Raw genomic sequence first — 11,069 nt, 5'->3', positions numbered from 1 at the left:
GAAGCGCTCGGCATGAAAAGTCCGGGAGACTTGTATGTGCCGTCCACCCGAATTTATCCAGGATGCTTGCCCGATGTGGAATATCCGGCAGAAATGAAAGTTCGAAGCGTCAGGCAGGACGGATCGATCAAGTGGAACGGCAAGTTGGTATTTATCAGCGAGGCGCTGTCCGGGGAAAGGATAGGGCTCAAAGAAGCTGAAGATGATGCTTGGGATTTGTACCTGTGTGATTATCCCTTGGGGAGGCTTGGACGAGGTATGACCCGCGTCCAGGCCTCAAATGTGTAAACGATGTCCCCGGTTTCAGATGTAAACGATGTCTACGGTTCTACATCCCGACAGCGGTGTGTCAGGCGATGATGTGGCGCAGGAGCAGCAGCAGGAGGAAGTGCAGCGGATAAAGGGCGTAGGCCCAGCGGCGCATTGCTGGCGGCGAGGTGCTGTGGGCATGTCGCAATAAGACCAGGCCCGCCAATGGCGCAATCAGGCATGCAGCCAACCCCAACAACGCCACCGGCGTGCCGCTATTGAGCAGGACCTGCCATTGGTTGGCGGCCACGCAGACCCATCCTGGCAGTACACTGAAATACCAAGGCCGACGAAACACCAGCAACATCGCCAGTGGCAGCAACACACCAAAGAAACCGAACATTAAGTGCGACGAAAATACCGCCGCTATCGTGACGGCGATCAACGCCAATCCTCGATCAACAAACGCCTTCTGCTGCCATCCTCGGGCAACCAGCAGCCCCAGTGCCAAGGTGGGCAGCACGTTCAACGTATCGGCATCCTCGATAAACAGCCGATACGGCACTTCGCTGATCACGCTGAACAGCAGCAGCCAGCCCAGGTAGCGCCATTGCCCGGTCACCGGTGCGTTGCGGGCCCGATGCAGGTTCGCCGCAATCGCCAGGCAAAACCACGGGAACGCCAGGCGCCCCGGCACATACAGGCCATCGAGGCTCAGACCGACATAACGCAGGTGGTCCAGCACCATGCTCAGCAGCGCCAGCCACTTGAGCAAATCCAAAGCGCCATCACGGACGCGTCCGACAGGCATGGTTTCAGAACCGTGCATAATTCCCCAGTGACTTTGCATTTACAGTGCGTGCGCAGCGCCAACAATCTTGGTTACAGTGCGCACCAACATCGACCACAGGAATGGGCCATGACCGACAAGAGCCAACAATTCGCCAGTGACAACTATTCGGGCATTTGCCCCGAAGCCTGGGCCGCCATGGAACAAGCCAACCAGGGTCATCAACGCGCCTACGGTGATGATGAATGGACCCACCGCGCCGCCGACGGTTTCCGCAATCTGTTCGAAACCGACTGCGAAGTGTTCTTCGCCTTCAACGGTACGGCCGCCAACTCCCTGGCGCTGTCCTCCTTGTGCCAGAGCTACCATAGCGTGATTTGCTCGGAAACCGCCCACGTCGAAACCGACGAATGCGGCGCGCCGGAGTTTTTCTCCAACGGCTCCAAGCTGCTCACCGCCCGCACCGAAAACGGCAAGCTGACCCCGGAATCGATCCGCGAGATCGCCCTCAAGCGCCAGGACATCCACTACCCCAAACCCCGCGTAGTGACCCTGACCCAAGCCACCGAAGTCGGCAGCGTCTATACCCCGGAAGAAATCCGCGCCATCAGTGCTACCTGCAAGGAACTGGGGCTGAACCTGCACATGGACGGCGCACGCTTTTCCAACGCCTGTGCGTTCCTCGGCTGCTCACCCGCCGACCTGACCTGGAAAGCCGGAGTGGACGTGTTGTGCTTTGGCGGCACCAAGAACGGCATGGCCGTGGGTGAAGCCATCCTGTTCTTCAACCACAAACTGGCGGAAGACTTCGACTACCGCTGCAAACAGGCCGGCCAGCTGGCCTCGAAAATGCGTTTCCTGTCCGCCCCCTGGGTGGGCCTGCTGGAAAACGACGCCTGGCTCAAACATGCGCGCCACGCCAATCACTGCGCACAATTGCTCAGCAGCCTGGTGGCGGATATTCCCGGTGTGGAGTTGATGTTCCCGGTACAGGCCAACGGTGTGTTCCTGCAACTGTCGGAACCGGCGATTGCCGCACTGACGGCCAAGGGCTGGCGCTTCTATACCTTCATCGGCAAAGGCGGTGCGCGGTTCATGTGCGCGTGGGATACCGACGAAGAGCGAGTACGGGAATTGGCCGCAGACATCCGCGAAGTCATGGGCGCCTGACAATGACTCACTGATGTACATAAAACAAATGTGGGAGGGAGCAAGGCCCCTCCCACATTTGGATTGTGTTGTACCTGCTCGAGCAATCAGAACTCGATGCGCACATCGCCCTTCGGTACGCTGCAGCACGACAGGATGTAGCCTTCGGCTTCGTCTTCCTCGGTAATCCCGCCGTTGTGGTCCATCTCGACCTCACCGCCCAGCTTCATCACCTTGCACGTTCCGCAAATCCCCATGCCGCAGGCCTTTGGAATCAACAGACCAAGCTTGGCCGCCGCTGCGTGGACGGTCTCGCCAGGGGCGACGCGAATGCTCTTGCCTGAGGCGATGAACTCCACCTGATGCAGATCCGCGAGGTCGATTTCCGGGGCATCCGCCGCTTGCTCGGCCTGCTCCACCGCGTCGGCGCGGGCTTCCGGCGGCGTGGCGCCGAAGGATTCCTCGTGGTAGCGCGCCATGTCGAAACCGGCGACTTCCAACAGGCGTTTCACCGCATTCATGTAGGGCGTCGGGCCGCAGCAGAACACTTCGCGCTCAAGGAAGTCGGGCACCATCAGTTCGAGCATCTTGTGATTCAAGTAGCCGCGATAACCGGCCCAGGGCTCGCCCAGGCCGTGTTTTTCGCAGATCAGGTGCAGGCTGAAGTTGTCGATCCGCGACGCCATATGCTCCAGCTCGCGGTGGTAGATGATGTCCTTGGGCGAGCGGGCACTGTGGATAAACGTCATGTCGACATTGGCGTTGGTGTCGTAGAACCAGCGCGCCATGGACATCACCGGCGTGATCCCCACGCCGCCACTGAGGTACAGCACTTTCGGGCTGGGGAAGTCGATGGCATTGAACAGCCCGACCGGCCCGTGCACAGCCAATTCCTGGCCTTCATGCAGGGTGTCGTGCAGCCAGTTGGACACCTTGCCGCCCGGCACACGCTTGATGGTCACCGAGAAGCTGTAGGGCACCGACGGCGAACTGGAAATGGTGTACGAGCGCATGATCGGCTGGCCCTCGATTTCCAGCTCCAGGGTGACGAACTGCCCCGGCTTGAAAAAGAACAGGATCGGCTGGTCGGCCATAAAACAGAAGGTGCGCACATCCCAGGTTTCCTGGATGACTTTGACGCAACGGACGATGTGCCGGCCATTGGCCCAGGTCTGGGTGGTTACCGGATTCAGGAAATTATTGGACATGTTGTTCTCCACCGCCGACGTCGGCCTTATGGTGGCGATTCTGCGTAACGCGGGAACCGCCCATTTACCTATCTGCGACATTCACATACTTATCGCGACCAGCCCCCATGCCACGGGGGTTGCGCGTCGGGAACAGAGTGGGCCATGTCGCTCATGGATAAGGTTCGGCGCATCAGCAGCCCCACACTCGCTCCCAACAACGACGTTTTCTTTACGCCTTGCTGCAAACCTGATCAGCCACTATTCGTCGGCCACACAGAATGGCCTTGAGGACACACACGATGGACGTCACCGCAACCTTAAGCTTGGGCGATCCGCTGGAACCCGCACGCAAGGCCACCGCGCAAATGCTGCAAGAGCGCGAGCGCACGTTTTCGCTGCCGCAGCCGTTCTACTCTGATGAGCGGCTGTTTGATATCGACATGCAGGAGATCTTCCAGAAAGAGTGGTTGATCGCCGGCATGACCTGCGAGATCCCCACCAAGGGCAACTACCTGACCCTGCAAGTGGGCAAGAACCCGATCATCGTGATCCGTGGCGCCGAAGGCGTGGTGCATGCGTTCCATAACGTGTGCCGCCACCGTGGCTCGCGCTTGTGCACCAGCGACAAGGGCAAGGTCGCCAAGCTCGTGTGTCACTACCACCAGTGGACCTACGAGCTGGACGGGCGCCTGCTGTTCGCCGGCACCGAGATGGGTGCCGACTTCGACATGAAGCAGTACGGCCTCAAGCCGGTGAATGTGAAGACCGCCGGCGGCTACATCTTCATCAGCCTGGCCGAGAACCCGCCGGCCATCGATGACTTCCTGTCGACGTTGAACCACTACATGGAACCCTACGACATGGAAAACACCAAGGTGGCGATCCAGACCACCTTGTTCGAAAAAGCCAACTGGAAACTGGTGCTGGAAAACAACCGCGAGTGCTACCACTGCAACGCGTCGCACCCGGAACTGTTGAAAACCCTGCTGGAATGGGACGACGTCACCGACCCACGCGCCGATCAGGCGTTCAAGGACCACGTGGCCGCCTCCGCTGCCGCCTGGGATGCCGAGAAGATCCCTTACGCCCACGCCAGCTTCGGCCTGCGTAACCGCATCGTACGCATGCCGCTGCTCAAGGGCACCGTGTCGATGACCCTCGATGGCAAGCAGGGCTGCGCCAAGCTCATGGGCCGCATCAAGAACCCCGATCTGGGCTCGATGCGCATCCTGCACCTGCCGCATTCGTGGAACCACTGCATGGGCGATCACATCATCGTATTCACTGTGTGGCCGATCAGCGCCCAGGAAACCATGGTCACCACCAAGTGGCTGGTGCACAAGGACGCCGTGGAAGGCGTGGACTACGACGTGGAGCGCATGCGCCAGGTGTGGGACGCCACCAACGACCAGGACCGTCGCCTGGCCGAGGAGAACCAGCGCGGGATCAACTCCACCGCCTACCAGCCCGGCCCGTATTCCAAGACCTATGAGTTCGGCGTGGTGAACTTCGTGGACTGGTACAGCGAGCGCATGTTGAACAACATCGGCGCAGCGCCGGCGCCTTACCTCAAGGGTGTGGCCGCCCACGAGTAATTGAAGCCACTTATCGTGCGTAGCAGCTGTCGAGCCCCGGCGAGGCTGCGTTTGCGGTCTGCCTGACACACCGCTGACGCAGCCTCGCCGGGGCTCGTCAGCTGCTACGGCTTTGTGCGGTGCTGGATAAGACGGTATCTACGCCAAGCCTCTCTACTGATCAAAACTTAATCAAATCTGCTGTAGACCTCTCACAGCCTGCCCTACAGCCTTTACCCAACAACTTATCCACAAAGCCACCCACAGCAATTGTGGGCAACTGCGCTATCCAACCAAAATTAATTGAAGAAAATCCGTGACTTATTCAAGTTGACGGTTCCAGCGACACATTGATCACTTATTGATCAAAACCCTACAAGCTACGTAGAACGTGACCTGTAGCGGTACGCAAACACCTTATCCACAGAACCGCCAACAGACTTTGGGGGCAACTTCGGCAGCGCTGTGGAAAACCGCGTCAAACCTTCATATACCAAGGGTTTCAGCTATATTCCTGGGGTTTAGCGGCAACTTGATCAATAAACAACCAGACGACGGAAAGCCTCTATTCATAAGGCCTGTAGCGGATAGCAAACATCTTATCCACAGAAGCGCCAACAGACTTTGGGGGCAACTCCAACCGCTGCTTCCTCCTTATCCACACAAAAAAGCACCAGAAAACCGTAACTTAGCTTGGTCGTTTTTCGTACAGGAGCTTGCAAGCCTTGATTTACGGGGCGTGTGGATAAACACCAACACCTTATCCACAGCCAGGCTCACAGTGTTTGTGGGTAACCGCGCACCTGTACAAAAAACACCCAGCATCTACACTCACCCTTGCAGTCAATTCCATGGCCTGGGTTAACGCGGAAGTCCTTGGCAGCCTGATCGGGAGGAAGAACGGTGATGTGGCAGGGCAAGCCCAGCCATCACTGCGCCAAAGGTTTTACGCTGATTGAATTACTACTGACGCTGGCCCTGCTGGCCACGCTTGCGACAGTGGCTTATCCGCTGACAGCATTGATGGGTAAACGTGATCGAGAACTGGACCTGCAACGTTCGTTGCGGGAAATCCGGCGTGCGATCGATGCCTACAAAGACGCCAGTGACGATGGCCGCATTGAAAAGAGCATCACTGACAGCGGTTATCCACCCTCCCTGCACGTATTGGTCGAGGGGGTGACAGACAAGACCAACCTTCAGGGCAACAAACTCTATTTCCTGCGACGCATTCCCCGCGATCCCGTGTGCGAGTGCCCTGAACGTGCGCCCGCAGAAACCTGGCAGCTGCGCAGCTACAAAAGCACTGCGGATAATCCACAAGAGGGAGAAGATGTATTCGACGTTTCATCCCGAAGCACCCGGGAGAGTTTGAATGGAACGTCATACAGCCAATGGTAATCGGGGTTTTACCCTGATTGAGTTGCTGGTGGTCATGGCGATCATCGCCACCCTCATGACCCTGGTCACCCCGCAGTACTTCCGCCAGCAGACCAAGGCGCAGGAAACCGTGCTGCGCCACAACCTGTCCTCGATTCGCCAGGCCCTGGACCAATACCGCGAGGACCACGGCGCCAACCCCGATTCCCTGCAAGCCTTGGTCGACCGCCGCTACCTGCGCGAGGTCCCTACGGACCCGCTGACCGGCAGGCGTGACACCTGGCACCTGCAACCATCGGACGAACAAGGCCTGGGCGATGTGCGCAGCGGCGCGCCCGGCACCGACACCAACGGGAGCGCCTATGCCGACTGGTAGACAACCCCAGCAGGGCTCGGTGTTCATGGGCATGTTGGTGACAGTGGCCGTGGTGGCCGTGATGCTGATGGAAGTCGGCACCCTGTGGTCCAGCGTGCTGCAGCGCGAACGCGAGCTGGAACTGCTGGCGCGGGGCAATGAGATTCGCCGGGCAATCGGGTTGTACTACGCGGCCGGCAGCACCTACCCCAAGTCCCTAGAAGACCTGGTGCTCGACCGTCGCCAACCGACCGTCAAGCGCTACCTGCGCCGTACCTATGCCGACCCGCTGACCGGCAGCGCCGAGTGGGGCGTGGTGGCCGGACCCGGTGAAACCATCATGGGCGTGTTCAGCACGGCCGAGGGCACGCCGTTCAAACAAGGTAACTTTTCAGTCATCAATCAGAGTTTTACAGGACAAGGCAGTTATCAAGGGTGGGTGTTTCTGTTTGGCCCTGGGCAGAACAACCCTGCAACCCGCGTCGCTCCCATGGGAGATCAACTGACCCGATGACGCTCACACACTCGACACACTGATCGTTCCAGCCGTTCGGAACTTGTTTATCTGAATTAAGGTGGATCAAGCATGAGTAACTTACAGCGCTTAACGAAATGGTTGTTGGCGGCGGTCTTGTTGGCACCGACGCTGGTCATGGCCCACGGTGCGGTGGACAAGCCCATCGCGCGGCAGGTCTATTGCAAGACGCTCCCGGATTTCTGGTCAGGAAGCCCCAGCGATAACGGCTGCGCAGCCCTGTCTGCAAAAAGTGGGCAGTATCCAGGCCAGCAATGGAACGAAGTGGCCCATTTGATCAAGGCACCTGGTTACAACGATCCGGAGATCGTCAAAAGAGAAGTGCCCGACGGCCAACTGTGCTCGGCGGCCGACAGTAAGAAAGATGGCCTGAACATTGTCTCGGATGACTGGCACCGTACTGACGTAACACCCTCCAACGGCATGATGGACGTGCGCATCATCGGTACGGCCCCGCACGTTCCCAGTTTTGTGAAGGTCTTTCTCACAAAACCGGGTTTTGACCCGACCCAGTCGCCGTTGACCTGGAATGACCTGACACTCATCCATTCCGAGCAATTCAGCGTCGCACAAACCAACTGGGGCAACGATCCTCCCACCATTTCCGGCGCTTCTGGGTACTTCAAGTTCCCTGTGCCGATTCCTTCGACGCAAACGGGCAAAGCCACGCTGTTCGTGCAGTGGCAACGTATCGATCCAGCGGGCGAAGGGTTCTATAACTGCAGTGACATCAACCTCATCGGTGCCGGGATCCCGGAGCAGTGGGTCAATCTTGGCCAATTCATCGATTCGATCATGAACACCCTTAAAGCCGGTGACTCGGTCCACTTCCGCATCCTCGATAACTCACCGGCGGCCAAGGAAGTGGTGGACATCACCCTGCCGATCAGCGCGAACAACCTGGACCCCAATATCTGGGGCAAGCAGTTGGCGGACAGGATCAATCCCACTATTGCCAAAGTGGGGGAGAAAAAGGGCAACACGATCGTATTCAACCCCACCGACTCCAGTGCCAACTCGGTCTACACCACCGCCAAGGGTTACAGCCGAGCGATGGCGATCATTGCCGGCGAAGGCCCAGGCCCGGTCAATCCGGCGCAACCGGTGGCACGCATCACGGGGCCGAGCACATTGAAGTCGGGGCAAAGTTTTACGTTCAGCGGCGCGGGATCGTCAGGCAGCAACGGGCCCTTGCTCTATCTGTGGACAGTTCCAGGAATGGTGGGTGCACAGAATGGAGCGACCGTCAGCGGCACTGCCTACACCGTCACGCAAGAGACGAAATTCACAGCACAGCTGAAGGTTCGCGATCAGCAAAATGGCAAGACCGACCAGGCTGAGGTTGCCTTTACGGTCATGCCACCCGGAGGCGGTGAGGAATACCCAGCTTACAAAGAGGGCACGCCCTACAAAGCCGGCGACATCGTGAGCAATAACGGCAAAAACTATAAGTGCAAACCTCACCCCTACACCGCGTGGTGCGCAGGCGCCGCATGGGCGTACGCACCAGGGACGGGCACGGCCTGGGATCAGGCCTGGGAGGAAGCCCAATGACCCATTCAAAACCATATGCAGTTACTGGATAAGCATAAGAGCCAAACGTTATAGGGCGCCCCACGGCGCCTTATATCGAGCAACGCTACAGTTGAAGATGTTCTTGAATTGAAAAGGTTCTAACGCAGTCCTACCGGCGGTGCCCGCTTCACAGCGGGCCGGGAGAGTGACACACAACCGCCGTACCTTGGCACTCCCAACAGGGTATTTCCATGCGTATTCATTCATTTATCCACAGCCCCCAGCGTGCCTTCACCTTGCTGGAACTGCTGGTCGTCCTGCTGATCATCGCCCTGCTCGCCGGCTACGTCGGCCCGAAGATGTTCGATCGCCTGGAACTGGCCAAGGTACAAACCGCCCAGGGCCAGATGAAAGCCCTTGCCGACGCCTTGAACCAGTACCGCCTGGACAACGGCAACTACCCCGACGAAACCCTCGGCCTCGACGCCCTCACCACCCGGCCCGCCAACGCCAGCCATTGGCAGGGCCCCTATGTGAAGACGCTGCCGCCAGACCCTTGGGGTAACCCGTATCTCTACAAGAACCCCGGCACACCGCCCAACGATGCGGAGATCATCTGCCTGGGCCGTGACGGCAAGGCCGGCGGGGTGAATACCTACGCCGACATTGTGTACGGCCTCTGACATGTACACGCTGCGGCTGGTCCTGATGCTGCTGTGCCTCACGGGTACCGCACAGGCCAACTGCTGGCAACTGGCAGCCAGCCGTTACCACGTCGACCCGCTGTTGCTGTACGCCATCGCCAAGGTCGAATCCGGCCTCAACCCCAGCGCACGCAACCTCAACAGCGATGGCAGCCAGGACATCGGCCTGATGCAAATCAACAGCCGCCACTTGCCCGCACTGGCGCGGTTCGGCATCACCGAACAGCACCTGATTACCCAGCCTTGCACCAGCGTCATGGTGGGTGCGTGGATTCTTGCCGGGTTTATCCGCGAGCAGGGTTATGGCTGGCAGGCCGTGGGCGCCTATAACGCCGGGGCCAAGCCGGACCGGGAAGCACGGCGCTCACGCTACGCCCTGGCGGTGTGGCGTTACTACGCGGTGTTGTTGCAACAGCGCCAACAACGGGCAGGGCAAATACCATGATCGACGTTGACGTGCGCATCATCCGTGACGGCCATGTGCAGACCCTGCGCCTGCAAGCCGTTGACGTCGCCCAGGCGCGCCAGCAACTGCAGGCCGACGGCGCCCAGGTCATCTCGCTGAAAGCCCGCCGCCCACTCAAACTGCCCAGCCGTCGCAGTACGTTCGCCCTGGGCCTGTTTATCCAGGAACTGGTAGTCCTGCTCGATGCCGGCCTGGTGCTGGTGGAAGCCGTGGAGACCCTGCGCGACAAGGCGCCCGCCGGCATCAACCGGCAGGTCATGAGCGATCTGCTCGCCTCAATGTATGAGGGCAACTCGCTGTCCAGGGCAATGCAGCTCAAGCCGCAGACCTTCCCGCCGCTGTTGATTGCCACGGTGGCGTCCTCGGAACACAGCGGCCAATTGGCCGTGGCCCTGCGCCGCTACCATCATTTTGAAGCCCACCTGGCAACCGTGAAGAAGCGCGTCAGCGGCGCCCTGATGTACCCCTTGGTGGTACTCAGCGTCGGCGCGTTGATCCTGCTGTTCCTGCTGTTCTTCGTGATCCCGCGCTTTGCCTCGGTGTTCGACGCCGTGGCCGACCTGCCGGCCACGGCGCGCTTCATGGTGTGGTGGGGCGCACTGGTAGACGCGCGCGGCATGGAGTTGTTGCTTGGCCTGGTGCTGGCGATTGCCGCGCTGGTGCTGTTGTTGCGCAGCGCCGGGTTCAAGCGCCGCATCGCCCAGCTGTTCTGGAAGATCCCCAGCCTGGGCGCCCAGCGCACGCTGTTTATCCTCGCGCGCTTTTATCGCACCGCCGGCATGTTGTTGATGGGCGGCATGCCGGTGGTCACTGCGGTGGAGCTGTCCGGTGCCCTGCTGCCCGTGGAACGCCAGGCGGACCTGCGCCAGGCCATGACCGACATCCAGGCCGGCCAACCACTGTCCACTGCCCTCGCCCGCCATCGATTGACCACCGCCGTCGCCGAACGCCTGTTACGCGTGGGTGAACAAAGCGGCGAGCTGGCGGCGATGTGCGAGCGCATCGCGCAGTTCCACGATGAAGCGCTGGAGCGCGCCATCGAGCTGTTCAGCAAAGTCTTCGAGCCCTTGTTGATGCTGGTGGTGGGCGGGCTGATCGGCCTGATCGTATTCATGTTGTACATGCCGATTTTCGAACTGGCAGGCTCCATCCAGGGGTAGTG

The 11,069-nt window shown here is 59.6% G+C and carries 11 protein-coding genes and 1 pseudogene; 10 read left to right on the top strand and 2 right to left on the bottom strand.

Features of this window, described 5'->3' with window-relative positions; genetic code table 11:
* Window positions 1-288 (top strand): annotated as a pseudogene (locus BM416_RS29450) (IS481 family transposase); the annotation flags it as partial.
* A gap of 61 nt (window positions 289-349) precedes the next feature.
* Here BM416_RS29450 and BM416_RS29445 read toward each other — a convergent pair.
* Window positions 350-1,078, bottom strand: coding sequence for a TraX family protein (locus BM416_RS29445; protein ID WP_092490320.1), 729 nt, complete (start codon window positions 1,076-1,078; stop codon window positions 350-352).
* A gap of 90 nt (window positions 1,079-1,168) precedes the next feature.
* On the opposite strand from BM416_RS29445, the gene BM416_RS29440 reads away from it, so the two are divergent.
* Entirely contained in the window at window positions 1,169-2,209 is a 1,041-nt protein-coding gene (locus BM416_RS29440; RefSeq protein WP_027605982.1) for a threonine aldolase family protein, read from the top strand.
* A gap of 86 nt (window positions 2,210-2,295) precedes the next feature.
* Here BM416_RS29440 and gbcB read toward each other — a convergent pair whose 3' ends face one another.
* On the bottom strand, window positions 2,296-3,396 hold the full coding sequence (gene gbcB, locus BM416_RS29435; RefSeq protein WP_065925442.1) for a glycine-betaine demethylase subunit GbcB: 1,101 nt from the start codon (window positions 3,394-3,396) through the stop codon (window positions 2,296-2,298).
* A 281-nt stretch (window positions 3,397-3,677) separates the two neighbouring features.
* On the opposite strand from gbcB, the gene gbcA reads away from it, so the two are divergent.
* From gbcA to BM416_RS29390, 8 genes are all read left to right on the top strand, one after another.
* Window positions 3,678-4,973, top strand: a complete 1,296-nt coding sequence (gene gbcA / locus BM416_RS29425) for a glycine-betaine demethylase subunit GbcA (RefSeq protein ID WP_092490319.1) — start codon at window positions 3,678-3,680, stop codon at window positions 4,971-4,973.
* Between the two features lie 885 nt (window positions 4,974-5,858).
* On the top strand, window positions 5,859-6,353 hold the full coding sequence (locus BM416_RS29420) for a prepilin-type N-terminal cleavage/methylation domain-containing protein (RefSeq protein ID WP_027605985.1): 495 nt from the start codon (window positions 5,859-5,861) through the stop codon (window positions 6,351-6,353).
* Window positions 6,328-6,708, top strand: coding sequence for a type II secretion system protein (locus tag BM416_RS29415; protein ID WP_092490318.1), 381 nt, complete (start codon window positions 6,328-6,330; stop codon window positions 6,706-6,708). Before BM416_RS29420 ends, BM416_RS29415 begins: the two co-directional genes overlap by 26 nt.
* Window positions 6,695-7,201, top strand: a complete 507-nt coding sequence (locus BM416_RS29410) for a type II secretion system protein (protein ID WP_175539111.1) — start codon at window positions 6,695-6,697, stop codon at window positions 7,199-7,201. The genes BM416_RS29415 and BM416_RS29410 overlap by 14 nt, the downstream gene beginning before the upstream one ends.
* A 72-nt stretch (window positions 7,202-7,273) precedes the next feature.
* Window positions 7,274-8,776, top strand: a complete 1,503-nt coding sequence (locus tag BM416_RS29405; protein ID WP_092490317.1) for a lytic polysaccharide monooxygenase — start codon at window positions 7,274-7,276, stop codon at window positions 8,774-8,776.
* Window positions 8,777-8,988: 212 nt separating this feature from the next.
* Window positions 8,989-9,420, top strand: a complete 432-nt coding sequence (gene gspG / locus BM416_RS29400) for a type II secretion system major pseudopilin GspG (protein ID WP_074847788.1) — start codon at window positions 8,989-8,991, stop codon at window positions 9,418-9,420.
* 1 nt (window position 9,421) lies between these two features.
* The gene (locus tag BM416_RS29395) at window positions 9,422-9,886 is read left to right on the top strand and encodes a transglycosylase SLT domain-containing protein (protein ID WP_092490316.1); all 465 of its coding nucleotides are present in this window, start codon (window positions 9,422-9,424) and stop codon (window positions 9,884-9,886) included.
* Window positions 9,883-11,067 (top strand): type II secretion system F family protein, encoded by a 1,185-nt coding sequence (locus tag BM416_RS29390; protein WP_092490315.1) that lies wholly within the window; start codon window positions 9,883-9,885, stop codon window positions 11,065-11,067. The genes BM416_RS29395 and BM416_RS29390 overlap by 4 nt, the downstream gene beginning before the upstream one ends.
* Window positions 11,068-11,069: the final 2 nt, after the last annotated feature.

Origin of the sequence: Pseudomonas sp. NFACC42-2 (assembly GCF_900116055.1) — a bacterium.
In the GTDB taxonomy this organism is placed as follows: Bacteria; Pseudomonadota; Gammaproteobacteria; order Pseudomonadales; family Pseudomonadaceae; genus Aquipseudomonas; species Aquipseudomonas marginalis.
Note: the sequence above shows the minus strand (reverse complement) of the source record. Positions and strands in the feature narration are given on the sequence as shown.